The following is a 21,368-nucleotide window of genomic DNA, read 5'->3' on the forward strand; positions in this document are numbered from 1 at the left end:
CGGCGCGATGCAAGGTGCGCCTCGAAGCACGCGCAATACTGTACATTAAATCAAGCTTGTACAAGAAACCTGATTCGCCTGTCCAGACGCTACACAACCAGAGAGGCATGTCATGAGCGTCCCCATCGCCATCATCGGTACTGGCATCGCCGGGCTTTCCGCCGCCCACGCATTGAGATCCGCCGGCCAGACCGTACAGCTGTTCGACAAGGGCCACGGCAGCGGCGGCCGCATGGCCAGCAAGCGCAGCGAGGCCGGCACGCTGGACCTCGGCGCGCAATACTTCACCGCCCGCGACCGGCGCTTCCTCGACGCCTTGCAACACTGGCGCGAGGAAGGCTGGGTGGACGAGTGGAAACCCGCTCTCTACCAATACCGCGACGGCCAGCTGAGCCCCTCCCCGGACGAGCAGCCACGCTGGGTCGGCATCCCACGGATGAGTGCGATCACCCGCGCCCTGCTCACCGATCTGCAAGTGGTCTTCTCCTGCCGCATCACCGAGGTCTTCCGCGGCAAGCAGCACTGGCACCTGCAGGACGCCGAGGGACAGAACCACGGTCCGTTCAACCAGGTCCTGATCGCCATCCCCGCTCCCCAGGCCACGCCGCTGCTGGCCAGCGTGCCGAAACTGGCGGCCACCGCCGCGAGCGTGGTCATGGAGCCGACCTGGGCGGTGGCGCTGGGCTTCCGCGAGGTACTCGACACCCCGGTGCAGGGCTGCTTCGTGCACGGCAGTCCGATCGCCTGGCTGGCCTGCAATCGCAGCAAGCCGGGGCGCGACACCGCCCTCGATACCTGGGTGCTGCACGCCACCAGCCAGTGGAGCCGGCAACACATCGACATGGCCAAGGAGGACGTGGTCGAGCATCTGCGCTGCGCCTTCGCCGAAGTGATCGGCTGCGCCGTACCGGAAGCCGCCTTCAGCATCGCCCACCGCTGGCTCTATGCACGCCCGGCGGAGGCTCACCAGTGGGGCGCCCTCGGCGATCCCGACCTGGGCATCTACGCCTGCGGCGACTGGTGCTCCAGCGGCCGCGTCGAAGGCGCCTGGCTCAGCGGCCAGGAAGCCGCGCGGCGCCTGCTGGAACATCTCTGAGGGGATCGGGCCGTCGCCTGGCGGCCCGATGTGACAAGAAAATACCTATACAAATACATTGACCTGTACAAGATAAGTTCTAGGATGTGTCGTATGACCGCCTGGCTGTCGAGCTGCGCGCGAACCTCCTTTCCCCTCGGGAGACGACACCGATGCACGAATCTCACCCTTCCCTGACGCCCCGACTCGGCATCAGCGCCTGCCTGCTCGGCGAACCGGTGCGCTTCAACGGCGGCCACAAGCGATCCGCGCTTTGCGAGGAACTGGCGCGGCACGTCGAGTTCGTCTCCTTCTGCCCGGAACAGGCCATCGGCCTGGGCACGCCGCGCCCGGCGATTCGCCTGGAAGGCACTCCGGAAGCCGCCGAGGCGCGGAGCCGCGACGGCCTGGCGGTCGGCGAAGCGCTCGCCGAATATGCGCGGCGGGTGGCGCAACGGGCGGATACGCTGGACGGTTTCATCTTCATGCAACGTTCGCCGTCCTGCGGGCTGCAACGGGTCAAGGTCTATCCAGAAGGCGGCGGCGCGCCGCGCGCCGAAGGCCGTGGACGCTTCGCCGCAGCCCTTTGCGCAGCCTTGCCGGAGCTACCGGTGGAAGAAGAAGGCCGGCTGCACGATCCGGTCCTGCGGGAGAACTTCCTCACCCGCGTGTTCGCCCATGCCCACTGGCAGGCCCTGTGCCAGCGCGGCCTCAGCCATTCGGCCATCGTCGCCTTCCATAGCCGCTACAAGTACCAGTTGCTGGCGCATTCGCCGGAGCACTACCGCAGTCTCGGCCGCCTGCTCGGCGAAGCCGGCCACTACCAGCCGGAAGCCCTCGGCACGCGTTACTTCGGCGAGCTGATGCAGGGCCTACGCCGCTGCGCGACCCGCGGCAGCCATGGCAACGTGTTGCTGCACCTGAGCGGCTACCTGAAACGCGACCTCGCAGCCGAAGACAGGCGTGAATTGCGCGAGCTGATCGAGCAATACCGGCATGGCAGCGTGCCGCTGGTGGTACCGCTGACCCTGCTAAAGCACCACTTCCGTCGCCACCCGCATGCATACATCGCCCAGCAGGCCTACCTGCAACCGCACCCGACCGAACTCGGCCTGCGCAACGCGCTCTAGGATTTCCCGATGAACTCGCCCCACCTCGAACGCGGCGGCCTGCCGATCCGCGAAGTCACTCGTCTGACCGGCGTCCATCCGGTCACCCTGCGCGCCTGGGAGCGCCGCTACGGCCTGGTGGTGCCGCAACGCACCGGCAAGGGTCACCGGCTCTACAGCGAAGAGCAGGTCGAGCGCATCCGCCGGATACTCGTCTGGCTCGAGCGTGGCGTCGCCATCAGCCAGGTGCGCGCGCTGCTGGAGCGTCCGGAGGAAACCCCGGCGGCGGATGTCGAATCCCCCTGGGAACGCCTGCACGAACAACTGCTGGACGCCATCGCCGCGCTGGCCGAGCGACGCCTCGACGATCTGTTCAACCAGGCCGCGTCGCTCTATCCGGTAGCGACCCTCTGCGAAAAGCTTCTGCAACCCTTGCTGCAGCACCTCGAACGACGCTGGCAGGGACAATTCGGCGCGCGCATGGAGCGGGCCTTCTTCTTCTCCTGGTTGCGCAGCAAGCTGGGCGCCCGCCTTTATCACCAGCAGCGGCTGCAACAGGGCACGCCGCTGCTGCTGGTCAACCAGTCCGAGCTGTCGCTGGAACCGAACCTCTGGCTGTGCAGTTGGTTGCTCGGCAGCGGCGAGGTGCCGCTGCAGGTCTTCGACTGGCCGCTGCCACCGGCCGAACTGGCCCTGGCCTGCGAACGCCTGGAAGCTCGCGGCGTGTTGCTGTACGCCAGTCATCGCCTCAACCCGGAGCACCTGCCGCGCCTGCTGGCAGGGGTGAGCTGCCCGGTGGTGCTGGTCGGACCGGCCGTGGAGATCCAGCGCGAAGCCTTCGAAACCCTGGCGCTAGCCGGCCTGCTGCTGGCGAGCACGCCCCTGGAAGCCCGCCGCCTGCTCGGCGAACGAGGCCTGTTGAACCCATGAACGGACTTCCGATGAACCTGATCTGGTTTCGCTGCGACCTGCGAACCACCGATAACAGCGCGCTCCTCGCCGCCGCCGATGGGCGCCCTTGCGTGGCCCTCTACCTGCTCAGCCCGGCGCAGTGGCGGGAACACGACGATGCGCCCTGCAAGGTCGACTTCTGGCTGCGCAACCTGGGCGAGCTGCAACGCCAGCTCGCCGCGCTGAACATCCCGCTGCTGGTGCGCGACTGCGGCCACTGGCGGCAAGCCCCGGAAGTCATCGGCCGGCTCTGCCGGGAGCTGGGAATCGGCGCGGTACACGTCAACCAGGAATACGGGGTGAACGAGGAACGCCGCGACCAGGCCGTCGGCCAACGCCTGCGCGAACAGGACGTGGCCTTCCACAGCCACCTCGACCAGCTGTTCTTCGCCCCCGGCTCGGTGCTGACCCGAACTGGCGGCTATTTCCAGGTGTTCAGCCAGTTCCGCAAGGTCTGCCACGAACGGCTGTACCAGGCCCTGCCGGGTGTCCGCCCGCGTCCGCAGCCCCAACCACCGCACGCGCTGGCCAGCGACCCGCTGCCGGATGCCGTGCCCGCCTTCCCGCGGCCGGCCGATAGCTTGCGCCGCCTCTGGCCGGCAGGCGAAGAGGTAGCGCAGGAACGCCTGCGCGACTTCGCCGACCAGCACCTGGCCGACTACCATGAACGGCGCGACTTCCCGGCGCTTCCCGGCACCAGCCAACTGTCGCCCTACCTGGCCGCCGGCGTACTCTCGCCCAGGCAATGCCTGGACGCCGCGCTGGTTGCCAACCGCGGCGAGTTCAGCGGCGGCCAGCAAGGCGCCGCGATCTGGATCAACGAGCTGCTCTGGCGCGAGTTCTACAAGCACATCCTGGTCGGCTACCCACGGGTCTCCCGGCACCGCCCCTTCCGCGAGGAGACCGAAGCCCTGCGCTGGCGCCAGGCCCCGGCGGAACTCGAAGCCTGGCAACAGGGGCGCACCGGCATACCGATCATCGATGCAGCAATGCGCCAGTTGCTCGCCACCGGCTGGATGCACAATCGCCTGCGGATGGTGGTAGCGATGTTCCTCAGCAAGAACCTGCTGATCGACTGGCGCGAAGGCGAACGCTGGTTCATGCGCCACCTCATCGACGGCGACCTGGCGGCGAACAACGGTGGCTGGCAGTGGAGCGCATCCACCGGCACCGACGCCGTCCCCTACTTCCGCCTGTTCAATCCGCTCTCGCAGTCCGAACGCTTCGATCCACGCGGCGAGTTCATCCGCCACTGGCTGCCGGAACTGGCCGGCCTGGAGCGCAAGGCGATCCACGATCCGTCCAGCCTGGGGCTGTTCGCCGGGGTCGACTATCCACGGCCGATGGTCGACCTGAAGGCCAGCCGCGAACAGGCGCTGGCGGCTTTCCGCAACCTGCCGCCGCGCGATGGTCGCGCGTAGGGCGCGTCAGCGAGCTATCGCCTCCCGCCAAATGGCTCGCTCTTTCCATGGGGCGGTGCGGCGTGGTGGAAGAATCGCAGGCATGAAAAAGCCGGGATGAACCCGGCTTTTTTCGACCGTGCCGACTAGATCGGGATCTTGTAGAACAGGCTGTAGGACTCGATACCGTCGTTCGGCTGTTTCAGGCCGGCGTTGGAATAGTGGATCGCCCGAATGCCGACCGACTGGCCGTTGGCGAACTTCAGGCCGGCGCCGATGCGGTCTTCGAAGTTCAGGGAGGAACCCAGGTTCTGGTCGCCGACACGGGTGCCGGAGAACGCCGCCACACCGATACCGGCCTCGATGAATGGCTTGATCGAGTCGCCGGCGAACTCATAGACGAATACCGGAGCGAACGACAGCGAATGCTTGCCGGCGCCTTCATCGCCACCTTCCCAATAGGTGTAGCCCGCATCCCAGTAGCCGGTCAGGCGCCCGGTGGAGGTCTGCCACCAGCTCTTGTCCCAATCCCAGCTCAGGCCCAGGCGATAGGTCATGCCCGACTGGCCGGTCGCACCGACGGCGGCCGAGACGTCCGCCGCCTGGGCGGAGGCCACGTGGACGGAGGAAAGTGCGGCCAGAACGGCCAGCGGAAGTAGTTTCTTCATTGAAACGTCCTTTTCGAAAGTTGCATGAAAGCCCCCGCATTCAAGCTGCGCATTATAAGAGCGCACTTACTAAAGCAGATACTAGACCAAACGCTTTAGTTCAAAAAATCGCTGTCACGTCTGCCAGGAACGACTAAACGACTAATTTTCCTACGCTTTCCGGGCTTCCCCAGAGGATCGGCAGGATCCTTTCCATCTCCTCCGGCAGCGCGCTGGTCCAGAAACGCGGCGTCGCGGCCTGGCCAGAGGCCAGTAGCGCCCGCGCCGACAATACGCGCTCCAGTTGCCGGGCGACAGCCGCTCCCGTATCGATCACTGCCATCTCCGCCGGGATCAGCTCGGCCAGCAGGGGTTTGACGAAGGGATAATGAGTACAGCCGAGGATCAGCGTATCGCAGCCCTGTTCGAGGATGGGCGCCAGCAGGCGTTCCAGCAGTGCCCGGGTTTGCGGCCCATAGAGATCGCCGGCCTCGATGCGCTCGACCAGCCCCGGACAGGGCTGGGTGAAGACCTGTACGTCGCTGGCGAAGCGGTCGAGCAAGGCGGCGAAACGCGCGCTCTTCAGAGTTCCGGTGGTGGCGAGGACGCCGACCCGACCGTTGCGGGTGGCCGCCGCGGCCGGCTTCACCGCCGGCTCCATGGCCACCAGCGGCACCTGCGGATAACGTTCGCGCAATTCCGCCGCAGCCGCTGCCGTCGCGGTATTGCAGGCCAGTACCAGAGCCTTGGCGCCCTGCTCCAGAAGGAAATCACCGATCCGCTCGCAGCGTTCGCGGATGTACTCCGCGCTCTTCTCGCCGTAGGGCACATGGGCGTTGTCGGCGACGTAGAGCAACGATTCGGATGGCAGGCGCGCACGAATCTCACGCAATACGCTGAGCCCGCCGACCCCGGAATCGAAAACGCCGACCGCGGCCGACTCAACCGCCATGGCGTTGCCCGCAGACGGCACAGGAAGGATCGCGACGCACCCGCAATTCGCGGAAGCGCGTGCCGAGGGCGTCCACCAGCAGCAGGCGGCCCACCAGCGGTTCGCCGAAACCGGCCAGCAGCTTGAGCGCCTCCAGCGCCTGCAGGCTACCGACCAGCCCCACCAGCGGACCGATCACGCCGGCCTCGCTGCAGGTCAGCTCGGCCTCGCTGCCGTGCCCGTAGAGGCAGTGGTAGCAGGGGCTTGCGTCGCGGCGGGTATCGAATACCGAAAGCTGGCCCTCGAGACGGATCGCCGCGCCGCTGACCAGGGGCTTGCCGGCGCGCACGCAGGCGACGTTGACCGCCTCGCGGGTGGCGAAGTTGTCGGTGCAGTCGAGCACCAGGTCGACCGCCGCCACGGCGGCATCGAGGGAGTCCTCATCCAGCGCGGCGCTATGGCTGACCAGGCGGATCTGCGGATTCAGCGCGCCCAGCCGGCGCATCGCCGACTCCACCTTGCCGACGCCGACGCTGGCGCCATCGTGGATGACCTGCCGTTGCAGGTTGGTCAGGTCGACCGTATCGAAATCCGCCAGGTGCAGCTCGCCGACCCCAGCCGCGGCCAGGTACAGCGCCACCGGCGAACCCAGGCCGCCAAGACCGACGATCAGTGCGCGGCTGCGCTTCAGGCGCAGCTGGCCCTCGACGTCGACCTGCGCCAGCAGGATCTGGCGACTGTAGCGCAGCAGTTCCTCGTCGCTCAGCATGCCCATTGTCCGAGAGTGATCCGCTCGTTGCCGCCGAGGTCGCGCAACGTATGTACCCCGGCGAAGCCGCGGGCGCCGAGCAGTTCGCGCACCGCCGCCCCTTGATCATAGCCGTGCTCGAGCAGCAACCAGCCTTCGTCCAGCAAATGCCGCGGCGCCTGGGCGACGATCTGGCGGATATCGTCGAGGCCATCGCTACCCGCGACCAGCGCGCTCTTCGGCTCGAAACGCACGTCGCCCTCGCTCAGGTGCGGATCGCTGGCAGGGATATACGGCGGATTGCCGACGATCATCCGGAAGCGCCGGCCATCGAGGGCGGAGAACCAGTGGCTGCGGCGCACCTCGACGTTCTCCAGGAGCAGCCGCTGGCGATTGCGCTCGGCCAGCGCCACGGCCTCTTCCACGCGGTCCACCGCCGTCACCGTCCACAGCGGCCGTTCGCTGGCCAGGGCCAGGGCGATGGCGCCGGTGCCGGTGCCCAGGTCGAGCACCGTAGCGGTGTCCGCCGCGAGGGTCGCCAGCGCGGTTTCCACCAGCAGTTCGGTGTCCGGGCGCGGGATCAGGGTGTGTGGCGCAACCTCCAGGTCCAGGCTCCAGAAGCCCTGGTGGCCAAGGATGTAGGCCACCGGCTCGCCGTTGCGCCGACGGGCGATCCAGTCGTCGAACCGCTCGTTGGCCTCGCGCGGCACGATGCGCTCCGGCCAGGTACGCAGGAAGCTGCGCGGCTTGCCCATCGCCGCCGCCAGCAGCAACTCGGTGTCGAGCCGGGCGCTGGGCGAATCGGGCAGTTGGGAATCCTTGAGAAGGGTACAGATAGTGGTCATGTCAGTCGCCCAGGGCCGCCAGTTGATCGGCCTGGTATTCCTGCAGCAGCGGCTCGATCACCTGTTCCACCGCGCCCTCCATCACCTCGCCCAGGGAGTACAGGGTGAGGTTGATGCGATGGTCGGTGACCCGCCCTTGCGGGAAGTTGTAGGTACGGATGCGCTCCGAGCGGTCGCCCGAGCCCACCAGCAGCTTGCGCGTGCTGGCGATCGCCTGCTGCGCCGCGGCCTGCTGCTGGTCGTTGAGCTTGGCCGCCAGCCAGGCCATGGCCTTGGCGCGGTTCTTGTGCTGCGAGCGCTCTTCCTGGCACTCGACCACGATGCCGCTGGGAACGTGGGTGATGCGCACCGCCGAGTCGGTCTTGTTGACGTGCTGGCCGCCGGCGCCGGAGGAACGGTAGGTGTCCACCCGCAGGTCGGCCGGGTTGATCTCGATCGCTGCCTGCTCGTCCGGCTCCGGCAGCACCGCGACAGTGCAGGCGGAAGTGTGGATCCGGCCCTGGGATTCGGTTTCCGGCACCCGCTGCACGCGGTGCGCGCCGGACTCGAACTTGAGCTTGGCGTAGACGTTGTCGCCCTCGACCCGGGCAATCACTTCCTTGTAGCCACCGTGCTCGCCCTCGTTCTCCGACAGCGTCTCGACCCGCCAGCCCTGGCGCTCGGCGTAGCGCGAATACATGCGGAACAGGTCGCCGGAGAAGATCGCCGCCTCGTCGCCACCGGTGCCGGCACGGATCTCCAGGAACACGTTGCGGCTGTCGTTGGGATCCTTCGGCAGCAGCATGCGCTGCAGGCTGTCGCCGAGGGCGGCGAGGCGGCCGCGCGCTTCGGCGACCTCCTCCTCGGCGAGGTCGCGCAACTCCGGGTCGCTGTCCTTGAGCAACGCCTGGGCGCCCTCGAGATCGGCCTGCACCTTGCGGTAGTCGCGGAACGCCAGGATCACCGGTTCGACCTCGGCGTACTCGCGGGAATAGGCGCGGAAGCGGGTCTGGTCACTGATCACCTCGGCGTCGCCGAGCAGCGCCGTCAGTTCTTCGTAGCGATCGCTGAGGACATCCAGCTTTTTCAGCAGAGAAGCTTTCATGCAGGCATAGGTACCGGTCAGTGGCGCGGCGCGCCCTCGTCGAGGGCGAACAGCTCCTGGGCCAGGGCCAGCGCGTCGATGCGGCCCTCGGCGGACATTTTCTTCATCTGCACGCTGGGCGCGTGCAGCAGTTTGTTGGTCAGGCCGCGGGCCAGTTGGGCCATCACCTCGGCCGGGTCGGCACCGTTGGCCAGTTGCCGCTGGGCCTTGCCCAGTTCTTCATCGCGCAGGCGCTCGGCCTGCTGCCGATAGGCGCGCAGCACGTCCACCGCAGCCAGTTCGCGCAGGCGCTGCATGAACTCGGCGACGCCGCTGCCGACCAGTTCCTCGGCGGCCTGGGCAGCGCCCTGGCGGCTCTTGAGATTCTCCGCCACTACTTCGTGGAGGTCGTCGACGCTATAGAGGTAGACGTCGTCCAGTTCGCCGACTTCCGGCTCGATGTCGCGCGGCACGGCGATGTCGACCATGAACATCGGCTTGTGCTTGCGTTGCTTCAGCGCGCGCTCCACGGCGCCCTTGCCGAGGATCGGCAACTGGCTGGCAGTGGAGCTGATGACGATATCGCTGTTGGCCAACTCCTCGGGTATCTCCGAAAGCAGCACCGCATGGGCGCCGAACTGCTCGGCGAGCAGGCTGGCGCGCTCCAGGGTGCGGTTGGCCACCACGATGCGCTTCACGCCTTGCTCGAACAGGTGGCGCGCGACCAGGGTGATGGTCTCGCCGGCGCCGATCAGCAGCGCCTGGCTGCGGTGCAGGTCGCTGAAGATCTGCTTGGCCAGGCTCACCGCGGCGAACGCCACGGACACCGGGTTCTCGCCGATGGCGGTATCGGTGCGGACGGTCTTCGCCGTACTGAAGGTGGCCTGGAACAGGCGGCCGAGCAGCGGACCGACGGTGCCGGCCTCGCGCGCGACGGCGTAGGCCGACTTCATCTGGCCGAGGATCTGCGGCTCGCCGAGGACCATCGAGTCGAGGCCGGAGGCCACGCGCATCATGTGGCGCACCGCGTCTTCGTCCTGGTGCACATAGGCGCAGGCGCGCAACTCGTCGAGGGTCAGACGATGGTAGTCCGCCAGCCAGGCGAGCACGTCGTCCGCGGTCGGATGGTCGATCTCCAGGTAGAGTTCGCTCCGGTTGCAGGTCGACAGGATGGCCGCCTCGCGGCTGGTGGTCAGGCGGCAGAGCTGCTGCAGCGCCTCGACCATCTGTTCCGGAGTGAAAGCCACGCGCTCGCGGACAGCCACCGAGGCGGTCTTGTGATTGATGCCGAGGGCAATGAAGGCCATGCAGGATCGCTGAGCTAATCGGGGAAACGCGCAATTCTCCTACTTCGCCAAGGGCAGGACAACCATTGCCGATGTATTGACCCCATAGACAGCTTCGTCGACGCCCGTCCCGGCCCCCTTGGGCTTGCCGGACGGCTTATGTCATGATGGCGCCACCCTCGCAGGTTCAAGGCCGGCTTTCTTCCTCTATGAACAAATCCCTTGCGCTGCTGACCGTCACGCTGCTGCTCGGCGGCTGCCAGTCACTTATCCACAAGACTCCCGATGGCACCCCGCCGGTGGAAGACACCGCGGTCGAGACCAAGGCCAAGCCGGAAAAGTACGGCTCCTTCAGCGAGGACAGCCTGTATTCGCTGCTGGTGGCCGAACTGGCCGGGCAGCGCAACCGCTTCGACATCGCCCTGAGCAACTATGTGGTGCAGGCGCAGAAAACCCGCGACCCCGGAGTTTCCGAGCGCGCCTTCCGCATCGCCGAATACCTCGGCGCCGACCAGGAAGCCCTCGACACCTCCCTGCTCTGGGCGCGCAGCGCGCCGGACAACCTCGATGCCCAACGCGCCGCCGCGATCCAGTTGGCCCGCGCCGGGCGCTACGAGGAGTCCATGGTGTACATGGAGAAGGTCCTCAACGGCCAGGGCGACACGCACTTCGACTTCCTCGCCCTGTCTGCCGCGGAGACCGACCCGGATACCCGCACCGGCCTGCTGCAGAGCTTCGACCACCTGTTGAAGAAATACCCGAACAACGGCCAGTTGCTGTTCGGCAAGGCCCTGCTGCTGCAACAGGACGGCCGCCCGGACGAAGCCCTGACCCTGCTCGAGGACAACTCCGCAAGCCGCCACGAAGTCGCCCCGCTGCTGCTCCGCTCCCGCCTGTTGCAGAGCATGAAGCGCAGCGACGAGGCCCTGCCGCTGCTCAAGGCCGGGATCAAGGAACACCCGGACGACAAGCGCGTGCGCCTCGCCTACGCGCGCCTGCTGGTGGAGCAGAACCGCCTGGACGACGCCAAGGCCGAGTTCGCCGGACTGGTCCAGCAATTCCCCGACGACGACGACCTGCGTTTCTCCCTGGCGCTGGTCTGCCTGGAAGCCCAGGCCTGGGACGAAGCCAGGATCTACCTGGAAGAACTGGTCGAGCGCGACAGCCACGTCGACGCCGCCCACTTCAACCTCGGCCGCCTCGCCGAGGAACAGAAGGACACCGCGCGCGCCCTCGACGAGTACGCCCAGGTCGGCCCGGGCAATGACTTCCTCCCGGCGCAACTGCGCCAGACCGACGTCCTGCTCAAGGCCGGTCGCGTCGACGAAGCCGCCCAGCGCCTGGACAAGGCGCGCAGCGAGCAACCCGACTACGCCATCCAGCTGTACCTGATCGAAGCCGAGGCGCTGTCCAACAACGACCAGCAGGAAAAGGCCTGGCAGGCCATCCAGGAGGGTCTGAAGCAGTACCCGGAGGACCTCAACCTGCTCTACACCCGCTCGATGCTGGCGGAGAAGCGTAACGACCTGGCGCAGATGGAAAAGGACCTGCGCTTCGTCATCGCCCGCGAGCCGGACAACGCCATGGCCCTCAACGCCCTCGGCTACACCCTGGCCGACCGCACTACCCGCTACACCGAGGCGCGCGAGCTGATCCTCAAGGCGCACAAGCTGAACCCGGACGACCCGGCGATCCTCGACAGCATGGGCTGGATCAACTATCGCCAGGGCAAGCTGGCGGACGCCGAGCGCTACCTGCGCCAGGCGCTGCAGCGCTACCCCGACCACGAGGTCGCCGCGCACCTGGGCGAAGTCCTCTGGGCCCAGGGGCGCCAGGACGACGCCCGAGCCATCTGGCGCGAATACCTCGACAAGCAGCCCGACAGCGACGTGCTGCGCCGCACCATCAAGCGCCTGACCGGCGCCGAGACTCCTTGAAACCATGCGTCTACGTCTTTTCCTCGCCGCCTCCGCGCTGGCCCTGCTCAGCGGCTGCGCCGGCCTGACCTCCCACGAAGCCCTGGAAGGCCAGGGCGATGCGCAGACCTGGAAAACCCACAAGCAGCAACTCAGCGAGCTGGATGCCTGGCAGATCGACGGCAAGGTCGGCATCCGCGCCCCGCGCGACTCCGGCAGCGGCACCCTGTTCTGGCTGCAGCGCCAGGGCTACTACGACATCCGCCTGTCCGGCCCGCTCGGCCGCGGCGCAGCACGCCTGACCGGGCGTGAAGGCGCGGTGAGCCTGGAAGTCGCCGGGCAGGGCCGCTACCAGGCGGAGTCCCCGGAAGCCCTGCTGGAAGAACAACTAGGCTGGCGCCTGCCGGTCTCGCACCTGCTCTGGTGGGTACGCGGCCTCCCGGCGCCGGACAGCAAGAGCCGCCTGACCCTCGACGCCGACAGTCGCCTGGCGCGCTTGGAACAGGACGGCTGGCAGATCGAATACACCCGCTACGCCGAACAGAACGGCTACTGGCTACCCGAGCGCCTGAAGCTGCACGGCCAGGACCTCGACGTCACCCTGGTGATCAAGGACTGGCAGCCGCGCCAGCTCGGCCGCTGACATGAGCGTGCGCCTCAGCCTGCCTGCCCCGGCCAAGCTCAATCTGTTCCTGCATATCCTCGGCCGCCGCGACGATGGCTATCACGAGTTGCAGACCCTGTTCCAATTCCTCGACCACGGCGACGAGCTGCATTTCGAAGCCCGCCAGGACGGCCAGGTACGCCTGCACACGGAAATCGCCGGGGTGCCGCACGACAGCAACCTGATCGTGCGCGCCGCGCGCGGGCTGCAGGAAGCCTCCGGCAGCCTGCAAGGCGTCGACATCTGGCTGGACAAGCGCTTGCCCATGGGGGGCGGCATCGGCGGCGGCAGCTCCGACGCCGCCACGACGCTCCTGGCCTTGAACCATCTCTGGCAACTCGGCTGGGACGAGGACCGCATCGCCGCCCTGGGCCTGCGCCTGGGCGCCGACGTGCCGGTCTTCACCCGCGGACGCGCGGCTTTCGCCGAGGGCGTGGGCGAAAAGCTCACCCCGGTGGACATCCCGGAGCCCTGGTATCTCGTCTTGGTTCCGCAAGTACTTGTCAGCACAGCAGAAATTTTTTCAGATCCACTGTTGACACGCGATTCTCCCGCCATTAAAGTGCGCACCGTTCTCGAGGGGGACAGCCGAAACGACTGTCAGCCGGTAGTCGAGAGGCGTTACCCAGAAGTTCATAACGCTTTGATCTTGCTAAACAAATTTGTTTCAGCTAGATTAACCGGCACTGGAGGTTGTGTGTTTGGGAGCTTCCCAAACAAAGCTGAAGCTGATAAAGTCTCGGCCCTTCTTCCAGACCACCTTCAGAGGTTCGTCGCCAAAGGAAGCAACGTTTCGATGTTGCACCGGAAGCTGGAAACTCTGGTCTGAGAAAGGAATGCCGAAACGGCATTCGAGCAATACCACAGGGGCGTCGCCAAGCGGTAAGGCAGCAGGTTTTGATCCTGCCATGCGTTGGTTCGAATCCAGCCGCCCCTGCCATTTTCCTCTTCTGTATTTCATCCGGATCCCTTCGGTCGACACAGGTACCTGTAGCGTGTCCAAGATGATGGTCTTCACGGGGAACGCTAACCCCGATCTTGCACGACGCGTCGTGCGTCAGCTGCACATTCCTCTTGGCGATGTTTCAGTTGGCAAATTCTCCGATGGCGAAATCAGCGTCGAAATCAACGAAAACGTCCGCGGCAAGGACGTATTCCTGATTCAGCCGACCTGCGCGCCGACCAACGACAACCTGATGGAACTGGTGGTGATGGCCGATGCCTTCCGCCGCTCCTCGGCCACTCGTATCACCGCTGTCATCCCCTACTTCGGCTATGCCCGCCAGGATCGCCGTCCGCGCTCCGCCCGCGTGGCCATCAGCGCCAAGGTAGTGGCCGACATGCTGACCGTCGTCGGGGTCAACCGTGTCCTCACGGTCGACCTGCACGCGGATCAGATCCAGGGCTTCTTCGATATCCCGGTAGACAACATCTACGGTTCCCCCGTGCTGGTGGACGATATCGAAGACCAGCGCTTCGAGAACCTGATGATCGTCTCCCCGGACATCGGCGGCGTGGTGCGCGCGCGCGCCGTGGCCAAGTCCCTGGGCGTTGACCTTGCGATCATCGACAAGCGTCGTCCCAAGGCCAACCAGTCCGAAGTGATGCACATCATCGGTGACGTCGAAGGCCGTACCTGCGTACTGGTAGACGACATGGTCGATACCGCCGGCACCCTCGGTCACGCCGCCAAGGCCCTGAAAGAGCACGGCGCCGCCAAGGTCATCGCCTACTGCACCCACCCGGTGCTGTCCGGCCGTGCCATCGAGAACATCGAGAAATCCGTACTGGACGAGCTGGTGGTGACCAACACCATCCCGCTGTCCGCCGCTGCCCAGGCCTGTGGCCGCATCCGCCAGCTGGACATCGCTCCGGTCGTTGCGGAAGCCATGCGCCGGATCAGCAACGAAGAATCGATCAGCGCGATGTTCCGCTGAGGTCCAGCCTCGGCGAACGCGCCTGAACGAAAACGCCCCGCTCCGGCGGGGCCTTTGAAATCGCCCGAACGCTGGTCGCAAGCGTTCGGGCGCATTGTTATTTTTGGAGATACACAATGGTCGACTTTATTCTGAATGCCCAAGTGCGTTCCGATCTGGGGAAAGGTGCGAGCCGCCGCCTGCGTCGTAACGCCGGTCTGGTTCCTGCTGTCGTTTACGGCGGCGACAAAGAGCCCCAGTCCGTAACCCTGGAACTGCGCGAAATCGCCAAGCTCCTGGAAAACGAGGCTGCCTTCAGCCACGTGATCGCCCTGAACGTTGGCGGCGCCAAGGAAACCGTACTGATCAAAGCCCTGCAGCGCCATCCGGCGAAAGGCTTCGTGATGCACGCCGACTTCCTGCGCGTGGTCGCCGACCATAAGCTGACCGCCCACGTACCGCTGCACTTCATCAACGAAGAAGTAGCCGTTGGCGTCAAGCAATCCGGTGGCGAGATCTCCCACACCATCTCCGAAGTCGAAGTTTCCTGCCTGCCGAAAGACCTGCCGGAATTCATCGAAGTCGACATGGCCAAGGTCGAGCTGGGCCAGATCGTTCACCTGTCGGACCTCAAGGCTCCGAAAGGCGTCGAGCTGGTACAACTGGCCCACGGCAACGATCTGGCCGTTGCCAACATCCACGCTTCCCGCGTGGTGAAGGAAGAAGGTAGCGAAGAAGGCGCCGCCGAGTAATTCATTACTCGATCGCCTTTTTATAGAGAGGGGCTCCCGTCGTGACTGCCGTACAACTGATCGTTGGCCTGGGAAACCCGGGTCCTGAATACGACCAGACCCGGCATAACGCGGGGGCCCTTTTCGTTGAGCGCCTGGCGCATGCCCAGGGCGTCAGCCTCGTGGCTGACCGCAAGTATTTCGGCCTGGTCGGCAAGTTCAGCCACCAGGGCAAGGACGTTCGTCTGTTGATCCCGACTACCTACATGAACCGCAGCGGCCAGTCCGTGGCGGCGCTGGCGGGATTCTTCCGGATCGCCCCGGACGCCATCCTGGTCGCCCACGACGAACTCGACATGCCCCCTGGCGTCGCCAAGCTCAAGACCGGCGGTGGACACGGCGGGCACAACGGGTTGCGCGATATCATCGCCCAGCTCGGCAATCAGAATTCTTTCCATCGCCTGCGGCTTGGCATCGGCCATCCGGGGCACAGCAGCCTGGTTTCCGGTTACGTGCTCGGCCGCGCCCCGCGCAGCGAGCAGGAACTGCTCGACACCAGCATCGACTTCGCCCTCGGCGTGCTGCCGGAAATGCTCGCCGGGGACTGGACCCGGGCGATGCAGAAGCTGCACAGCCAGAAGGCCTGAACCACTTTTCTAGCGCCTGTCTGAGCGCGAGGGACATAGCATGGGATTCAACTGCGGCATCGTCGGCCTGCCCAACGTCGGCAAGTCCACCCTGTTCAACGCCCTGACCAAATCCGGTATCGCGGCGGAAAACTTCCCGTTCTGCACCATCGAGCCGAACAGCGGCATCGTGCCGATGCCCGACGCGCGCCTGAACGCCCTGGCCGAGATCGTCAAGCCCGAGCGCGTACTGCCGACCACCATGGAATTCGTCGACATCGCCGGCCTGGTGGCGGGCGCCTCCAAGGGTGAGGGCCTGGGCAACAAGTTCCTCGCCAACATCCGCGAGACCGACGCCATCGCCCACGTGGTGCGCTGCTTCGAAGACGACAACGTGATCCACGTGTCCAACAGCGTCGACCCCAAGCGCGACATCGAGATCATCGACCTCGAACTGATCTTCGCCGACCTCGACAGCTGCGAGAAGCAACTGCAGAAAGTCGCCCGCAACGCCAAGGGCGGCGACAAGGAAGCCCTGGCCCAGAAGGCCCTGCTGGAAAAGCTCATCCCCCACTTCACCGAAGGCAAGCCGGCGCGTTCGCTGCTGAAGAACCTCGGTGACGAGGAGAAGCGCCTGGTACGCAGCTTCCACCTGCTGACCAGCAAGCCAGTGATGTACATCGCCAACGTCGCCGAGGACGGCTTCGAGAACAACCCGCACCTGGATGTGGTGAAGGCCATCGCCGAGGAAGAAGGCGCGGTGGTGGTGCCGGTGTGCAACAAGATCGAAGCCGAGATCGCCGAGCTGGAAGACGGCGAAGAGAAGGACATGTTCCTCGAGTCCCTCGGTCTCGAGGAACCCGGCCTGAACCGTGTGATCCGTGCCGGCTACGGCCTGCTCAACCTGCAGACCTACTTCACCGCCGGGGTGAAGGAAGTCCGCGCCTGGACCGTCCGCGTCGGCGCCACCGCCCCGCAGGCCGCCGGCGTGATCCACACCGACTTCGAGAAAGGCTTCATCCGCGCCGAAGTGGTCGCCTACGACGACTTCATCCAGTTCAAGGGCGAACAGGGTGCCAAGGAAGCCGGCAAGTGGCGCCTGGAAGGCAAGGACTACATCGTCAAGGACGGCGACGTGATGCATTTCCGCTTCAACGTGTAATCCCCTTCCCGTCCCAGGAAAGCCCCGGCCAAGCGCCGGGGCTTTTCGTTCCTGCCCCTCCCCATCGCCCTCTCTCCGGCGATCCGACCCCTTCCGTCTAAACGATTGAAAGATCAGAAAATTATCTAGGCCCAGGGGTTGACAGCCCCGCCCGAGATACGGAAAATGCGCGCCACTCGGCTACATAGCTCAGTCGGTTAGAGCGCAGCATTCATAATGCTGATGTCCCAGGTTCAAGTCCCGGTGTAGCCACCATATTTTTCAAGGGGTTAGCGTAAGCTAACCCCTTTTTGTTTTGGTCGGCAGACTACAAACCGTCTACGCCCCCTTTACCGATTTACGGTTCGCATAAAAAAGCCCCGCATCTGCGGGGCTCTACGATCAACGTCACCGCTATCCCTGAGCAAGCAGCGGCTCAATCTCATGTTCGATCTGCTCGCCATTCGCCGCATAAGCAGTTGCTAACGAGTACTCACTCTGGAGATTCATCCAGAACTGAGCGGACGTATCAAAGTAACGCCCCAGACGAATCGCCATATCTGCGGAGATACCACGCTGCTCACGAACGATATCATTCACTGTCGGAGCGGAGACTTTCAAAGCGCGTGCTAGAGCAGCTGGAGAGATATCCAACTCCATCAGAAACTCATCGCGCAATATTTCCCCAGGATGGATGGGGCGCATACCATTGGTAGCCATGGTCCACCTCCTCAGTGGTAATCAACTATTTCGACTTCTTCGGGACCCGCATCCGTCCAGACGAAACAGACACGCCACTGGTCATTGATCCTGATGCTATGTTGGCCCGCCCGCTTTCCCTGCAACGGCTCCAAGCGGTTTCCAGGTGGAGAGCGCAAGTCTCGAAGCTCCGTAGCCGCATGAAGCATTGCGAGCTTACGCGTAGCGACTGTGAGGATCGCTCCCCACCGCCTCGAAAGACCCGTCTCAAAAAGCTGACGAGTCTCGTCGCAGCGAAAGGTCAGAATCATTCATTAACCCTTAACGTTAAGCGTTAATTTCACTACAGATTACCACAGATCCTCATGTGGTCAATTTGTAGCCAGACTGAGTAATCGGAGAAAAGCGCATCGCCGATTCCAAGTGCTCCGGCGTTAGGTGCGCATACCGCATCGTCATCGAGGAATGCCCGAGGATCCGCTGTAGGGCCACGCCATGCGCAGCGCCCCGTGTCAGGCATTTCATCTTGCTTTGGAAGCCAGGCATGCCTCATTGAAACAGTTCGAATCATTTGATAATCATTATCGATTTGTTTAGCTTTGCCGCCCATCAAAACAACAGCAACTCGGACATCTCCTCATGCCCCGCTCCATCCCTTCGCGCCCGGCTCCCCTGGCGCTTTCCCTGTCCCTCTTCGCTTCGTTTTCCGCTCCTGCGCTGGCTGCCGATCCGGTGGAGCAGCAGATGGTGGTGATCGGCTCGCGCGCGCCGACCAGCATCAGCGAGTTGCCCGGCACGGTCTGGGTGATCGAGCGCGAGCAACTGGACCAGCAGACCCAGGCCGGCGTGCCCCTGAAGGAGGCGTTGGGACAATTGATCCCGGGCCTGGATATCGGCTCCCAGGGTCGTACCAACAACGGCCAGAACCTGCGCGGACGCAGCGTACTGGTGATGATCGACGGGGTGTCGCTGAACAGTTCGCGGGGCATCAGCCGGCAGTTCGACTCCATCGACCCATTCAACATCGAGCGCATCGAGGTGATGTCCGGCGCCAGCGCGGTGTACGGCGGCGGCGCCACCGGCGGGATCATCAACATCGTGACCAAGAAGGGCGTCGGCGGCGACACTCGCTTCAACACCGAGCTTGGCGCCCGCAGCGGCTTCCAGAGCCACGAGGATCACGACCTGCGCGCGGCGCAGTCGATCAGCGGCGGCAACGACCTGTTCAACGGCCGCCTGGCCATCGCCTACCAGAAGAACGGCGCGGCCTACGACGGCAGTGGCGACCAGGTACTGACGGACATCACCCAGACCGACCTGCAGTACAACAGGTCGGTAGACCTGATGGGCAGCCTTGGCTTCACTTTCGCCAATGGCCACAGCCTCGATCTCGGCCTCCAGTACTACGACTCCGGCTACGACGGCGACCGCGGCCTCGATCTCGGGCGCAACTTCGATGCCCTGCGCGGACGGGCACCCTATTCGATCAAGGGCGGCGTCGACCTCGACCGCGAGCCGGAAAGCAAGCGCCATCAGTTCAACGCCACCTACCATGCGCCGGAAGTGCTGGGTCACGACCTCTACCTGCAGGCCTACTACCGCAACGAGAAGATGGCCTTCAACCCCTTCCCCACCATCCGCTACAGCAATAGTGGCGCAATCAACTACGGCACTTCCTACTACTCGGCCTCGCAGCAGGACACTGACTACTACGGGATGAAACTGGCCCTGGTGAAGACCTGGGAGCGCGCCAGCCTGACCTACGGGGTGGACCTGGACCGGGAAAAATTCACGTCCGACCAGATGCTCTTCAACCTGCCGCTCGCCGCCGCCAGCGGCGGGCTGGTAGCCAGTGAACAGGCCAAGCTGGGCCGCTACCCGGACATCGATACCGACAGCCGCGCCTTCTTCCTCCAGGGCAGTTGGAAGGCCACCGACGACCTGACCCTGAGCGCCGGCGTGCGGCGCCAGTCGATGAGCACCGACGTCAGCGACTTCGTTGCGGCGAACCAGCAGATCCTCATCGCCAACGGCCTCGGCAAGACCGCCGACGCGGTTCCGGGCGGGAGCAAGGACTACGACGTCAACCTGGTCAACGTCGGCGCCATCTACAAGCTGAACCTGCAACAACAGGTCTGGGCCAACTACAGCGAAGGCTTCGAGCTGCCGGACCCGGCCAAGTACTACGGTTTCGGACGCTACGGCGCAGCCGACGGCAATGGCCACTACCCGCTGTTGCAGGGGGTCAGCGTGAACGACTCGCCGCTGGACGGGATCAAGACCAAGCAGGTCGAGCTGGGCTGGCGGCACACCGACGGTGCCCTGGATACCCAGGTGGCGGCGTTCTATTCCTGGTCGGACAAGAGCATCAAGTACGACTCGAAGACCCTGGCGGTGCTGCAGCAGGACACCAAGAAGCGCAACTACGGCCTGGAGGGCCAGGCTACCTACTGGCTGGACGATCACTGGCAGGTCGGCGTCAACGGCCTGGCCATCCGCTCCCAGGAGAAGGTCGACGGCCGCTGGCTGAAGCAGGACGTGACCTCGGCCAGCCCGTCCAAGGCCGGCGCCTTCGTCGGCTGGAAGGACGACCAGCGCAGCCTGCGCCTGCAGGGCGTGCGCACCTTCAACCTGAACGACGAGCCGGGCAACAAGATCGACGGCTACGCGCTGTTCGACCTGCTCGGCACCCAGGCGCTGCCGGTGGGCACCCTCACCGCGGGCATCCAGAACCTGCTGGACAAGGACTACACCACGGTCTGGGGACAACGCGCGCAGGTCTACTACGGCGGGCTCGCACCAGCGGGACTGTTCGACTACAAGGGACGGGGGCGGACCTACAGCCTGACGTATAGCGTGGAGTTCTGAAGCCGTCCTCGACAGTTCCCCTGTCCCTCCAGGGAGAGGGGAACGCGCAGGGAAGAGCTTCCGCCTCTCTCAGCAGCAACCGCCCAGCGGACTCAAGCGATACTGCGGCGGCAACTGGTCGAGGCCGCTGACGGTGACGTTGAGGTTCTTCCACAGGCCATCCTTGATCCCGTAGATGCAGCCATGCACGGACAGCGACTGGCCGCGGTGCCAGGCGTTCTGGACGATGCTGGTGTGGCTGACGTTGGCCACCTGCTGGATCACGTTGAGCTCGCAGAGGCGATCGACGCGCTCCTCCTCGGTCGGCAACTGCTCCAGGTGCTCGCGGTATTCATAGGCGAGGTCGCGAATGCTGCGCAGCCAGCCGTCGATCAGGCCGAGCTGGTCGTTGTGCAGGGAGGCGCGCACGCCGCCGCAGCCGTAGTGGCCGGTGACCAGGATGTGCTTGACCTTGAGCACGTCGACGGCGAACTGGATCACCGACAGGCAGTTGAGGTCGGTGTGCAGCACGACGTTGGCGACGTTGCGATGGACGAACAGGTCGCCGGGCAGCATGCCGACGATTTCGTTGGCCGGCACCCGCGCGTCGGAGCAGCCGATCCAGAGGTACTCGGGGGTCTGCTGGCGGGCCAGCTTGGCGAAGAAGTCCGGGTCTTCCTGCTTGATCGCTTCGGCCCAGCGGACGTTGTTCTCGAACAGTTGCTGCAAGTCGCTCATGGCATGCCCCTCGTTTGACCGGTGCAGCACCTTAC

At 65.1% G+C, this 21,368-nt stretch carries 21 protein-coding genes, 2 tRNA genes and 1 pseudogene; 14 read left to right on the forward strand and 10 right to left on the reverse strand.

Annotated elements, in window-relative coordinates; genetic code table 11:
* The first annotated feature begins 112 nt into the window (after window positions 1-112).
* The 4 genes from HMPREF2914_RS01600 (at window position 113) to phrB (ending at window position 4,556) form a co-directional block, all read left to right on the forward strand.
* The gene (locus HMPREF2914_RS01600; protein ID WP_003094987.1) at window positions 113-1,096 is read left to right on the forward strand and encodes an NAD(P)/FAD-dependent oxidoreductase; all 984 of its coding nucleotides are present in this window, start codon (window positions 113-115) and stop codon (window positions 1,094-1,096) included.
* A gap of 152 nt (window positions 1,097-1,248) precedes the next feature.
* Window positions 1,249-2,205: a YbgA family protein gene (locus tag HMPREF2914_RS01605; protein WP_023092956.1), complete on the forward strand. Its 957-nt coding sequence runs from the start codon at window positions 1,249-1,251 to the stop codon at window positions 2,203-2,205.
* Window positions 2,206-2,214: 9 nt separating this feature from the next.
* Window positions 2,215-3,114 (forward strand): MerR family transcriptional regulator, encoded by a 900-nt coding sequence (locus HMPREF2914_RS01610; protein WP_023092957.1) that lies wholly within the window; start codon window positions 2,215-2,217, stop codon window positions 3,112-3,114.
* On the forward strand, window positions 3,111-4,556 hold the full coding sequence (gene phrB, locus HMPREF2914_RS01615) for a deoxyribodipyrimidine photo-lyase (RefSeq protein ID WP_031277502.1): 1,446 nt from the start codon (window positions 3,111-3,113) through the stop codon (window positions 4,554-4,556). Before HMPREF2914_RS01610 ends, phrB begins: the two co-directional genes overlap by 4 nt.
* Window positions 4,557-4,681: 125 nt before the next feature.
* Here phrB and pagL read toward each other — a convergent pair whose 3' ends face one another.
* The 6 genes from pagL to hemA form a co-directional block, all read right to left on the reverse strand.
* On the reverse strand, window positions 4,682-5,203 hold the full coding sequence (pagL, locus tag HMPREF2914_RS01620; protein ID WP_003094992.1) for a lipid A 3-O-deacylase: 522 nt from the start codon (window positions 5,201-5,203) through the stop codon (window positions 4,682-4,684).
* A gap of 133 nt (window positions 5,204-5,336) precedes the next feature.
* Window positions 5,337-6,134 carry a glutamate racemase gene (gene murI / locus HMPREF2914_RS01625; RefSeq protein ID WP_003099300.1) on the reverse strand — a complete coding sequence of 266 codons (798 nt, stop codon included), beginning with the start codon at window positions 6,132-6,134 and terminating at the stop codon, window positions 5,337-5,339.
* Window positions 6,124-6,882, reverse strand: a complete 759-nt coding sequence (locus tag HMPREF2914_RS01630; RefSeq protein WP_023092959.1) for a molybdopterin-synthase adenylyltransferase MoeB — start codon at window positions 6,880-6,882, stop codon at window positions 6,124-6,126. The genes murI and HMPREF2914_RS01630 overlap by 11 nt, the downstream gene beginning before the upstream one ends.
* Complete coding sequence (gene prmC, locus HMPREF2914_RS01635; RefSeq protein WP_003114694.1) at window positions 6,876-7,706, reverse strand: peptide chain release factor N(5)-glutamine methyltransferase; 831 nt, start codon at window positions 7,704-7,706, stop codon at window positions 6,876-6,878. The genes HMPREF2914_RS01630 and prmC overlap by 7 nt, the downstream gene beginning before the upstream one ends.
* Window position 7,707: 1 nt before the next feature.
* Window positions 7,708-8,790 (reverse strand): peptide chain release factor 1, encoded by a 1,083-nt coding sequence (gene prfA, locus HMPREF2914_RS01640; protein ID WP_023092960.1) that lies wholly within the window; start codon window positions 8,788-8,790, stop codon window positions 7,708-7,710.
* Between the two features lie 17 nt (window positions 8,791-8,807).
* On the reverse strand, window positions 8,808-10,076 hold the full coding sequence (hemA, locus tag HMPREF2914_RS01645) for a glutamyl-tRNA reductase (protein WP_003095001.1): 1,269 nt from the start codon (window positions 10,074-10,076) through the stop codon (window positions 8,808-8,810).
* 143 nt (window positions 10,077-10,219) lie between these two features.
* On the opposite strand from hemA, the gene lbcA reads away from it, so the two are divergent.
* The 9 genes from lbcA (at window position 10,220) to HMPREF2914_RS01690 (ending at window position 17,325) form a co-directional block, all read left to right on the forward strand.
* A complete protein-coding gene (gene lbcA, locus HMPREF2914_RS01650; RefSeq protein WP_003135130.1) occupies window positions 10,220-11,992 on the forward strand; it encodes a proteolytic complex protein LbcA in 1,773 nt (590 codons plus the stop codon).
* A 4-nt stretch (window positions 11,993-11,996) separates the two neighbouring features.
* Window positions 11,997-12,614 carry a lipoprotein insertase outer membrane protein LolB gene (lolB, locus tag HMPREF2914_RS01655; protein ID WP_003095005.1) on the forward strand — a complete coding sequence of 206 codons (618 nt, stop codon included), beginning with the start codon at window positions 11,997-11,999 and terminating at the stop codon, window positions 12,612-12,614.
* Between the two features lies 1 nt (window position 12,615).
* Window positions 12,616-13,464, forward strand: a complete 849-nt coding sequence (gene ispE / locus HMPREF2914_RS01660) for a 4-(cytidine 5'-diphospho)-2-C-methyl-D-erythritol kinase (RefSeq protein ID WP_023092961.1) — start codon at window positions 12,616-12,618, stop codon at window positions 13,462-13,464.
* A 36-nt stretch (window positions 13,465-13,500) separates the two neighbouring features.
* Window positions 13,501-13,575: transfer RNA gene (locus HMPREF2914_RS01665), tRNA-Gln, on the forward strand.
* Between the two features lie 55 nt (window positions 13,576-13,630).
* Window positions 13,631-14,572: a ribose-phosphate pyrophosphokinase gene (locus HMPREF2914_RS01670; RefSeq protein ID WP_003099281.1), complete on the forward strand. Its 942-nt coding sequence runs from the start codon at window positions 13,631-13,633 to the stop codon at window positions 14,570-14,572.
* Window positions 14,573-14,688: 116 nt separating this feature from the next.
* Window positions 14,689-15,303, forward strand: a complete 615-nt coding sequence (locus tag HMPREF2914_RS01675) for a 50S ribosomal protein L25/general stress protein Ctc (protein WP_003095013.1) — start codon at window positions 14,689-14,691, stop codon at window positions 15,301-15,303.
* Window positions 15,304-15,344: 41 nt separating this feature from the next.
* The gene (gene pth / locus HMPREF2914_RS01680) at window positions 15,345-15,929 is read left to right on the forward strand and encodes an aminoacyl-tRNA hydrolase (protein WP_003099278.1); all 585 of its coding nucleotides are present in this window, start codon (window positions 15,345-15,347) and stop codon (window positions 15,927-15,929) included.
* A 40-nt stretch (window positions 15,930-15,969) separates the two neighbouring features.
* Complete coding sequence (gene ychF / locus HMPREF2914_RS01685) at window positions 15,970-17,070, forward strand: redox-regulated ATPase YchF (RefSeq protein WP_003099270.1); 1,101 nt, start codon at window positions 15,970-15,972, stop codon at window positions 17,068-17,070.
* Between the two features lie 178 nt (window positions 17,071-17,248).
* A tRNA-Met gene (locus tag HMPREF2914_RS01690) sits at window positions 17,249-17,325 on the forward strand.
* 138 nt (window positions 17,326-17,463) lie between these two features.
* On the opposite strand, the gene HMPREF2914_RS01695 is transcribed toward HMPREF2914_RS01690, so the two are convergent.
* From HMPREF2914_RS01695 to HMPREF2914_RS32870, 3 genes and pseudogenes are all read right to left on the reverse strand, one after another.
* Window positions 17,464-17,769, reverse strand: coding sequence for a HigA family addiction module antitoxin (locus HMPREF2914_RS01695; protein WP_003111575.1), 306 nt, complete (start codon window positions 17,767-17,769; stop codon window positions 17,464-17,466).
* 11 nt (window positions 17,770-17,780) lie between these two features.
* The gene (locus HMPREF2914_RS31065; RefSeq protein ID WP_003113526.1) at window positions 17,781-18,059 is read right to left on the reverse strand and encodes a type II toxin-antitoxin system RelE/ParE family toxin; all 279 of its coding nucleotides are present in this window, start codon (window positions 18,057-18,059) and stop codon (window positions 17,781-17,783) included.
* Window positions 18,060-18,111: 52 nt separating this feature from the next.
* Window positions 18,112-18,237, reverse strand: a pseudogene (locus HMPREF2914_RS32870) (integrase); the annotation flags it as partial.
* Window positions 18,238-18,387: 150 nt separating this feature from the next.
* Here HMPREF2914_RS32870 and HMPREF2914_RS01700 point away from each other — a divergent pair.
* Window positions 18,388-20,616, forward strand: a complete 2,229-nt coding sequence (locus tag HMPREF2914_RS01700) for a TonB-dependent receptor (protein WP_021264080.1) — start codon at window positions 18,388-18,390, stop codon at window positions 20,614-20,616.
* Between the two features lie 69 nt (window positions 20,617-20,685).
* Here the strand turns inward: HMPREF2914_RS01700 and can are convergent, their stop codons facing one another.
* Window positions 20,686-21,333 (reverse strand): carbonate dehydratase, encoded by a 648-nt coding sequence (gene can / locus HMPREF2914_RS01705; protein ID WP_003095021.1) that lies wholly within the window; start codon window positions 21,331-21,333, stop codon window positions 20,686-20,688.
* Window positions 21,334-21,368 lie beyond the last annotated feature (35 nt).

Origin of the sequence: Pseudomonas sp. HMSC067G02 (assembly GCF_001813485.1) — a bacterium.
In the GTDB taxonomy this organism is placed as follows: domain Bacteria; phylum Pseudomonadota; class Gammaproteobacteria; order Pseudomonadales; family Pseudomonadaceae; genus Pseudomonas; species Pseudomonas aeruginosa.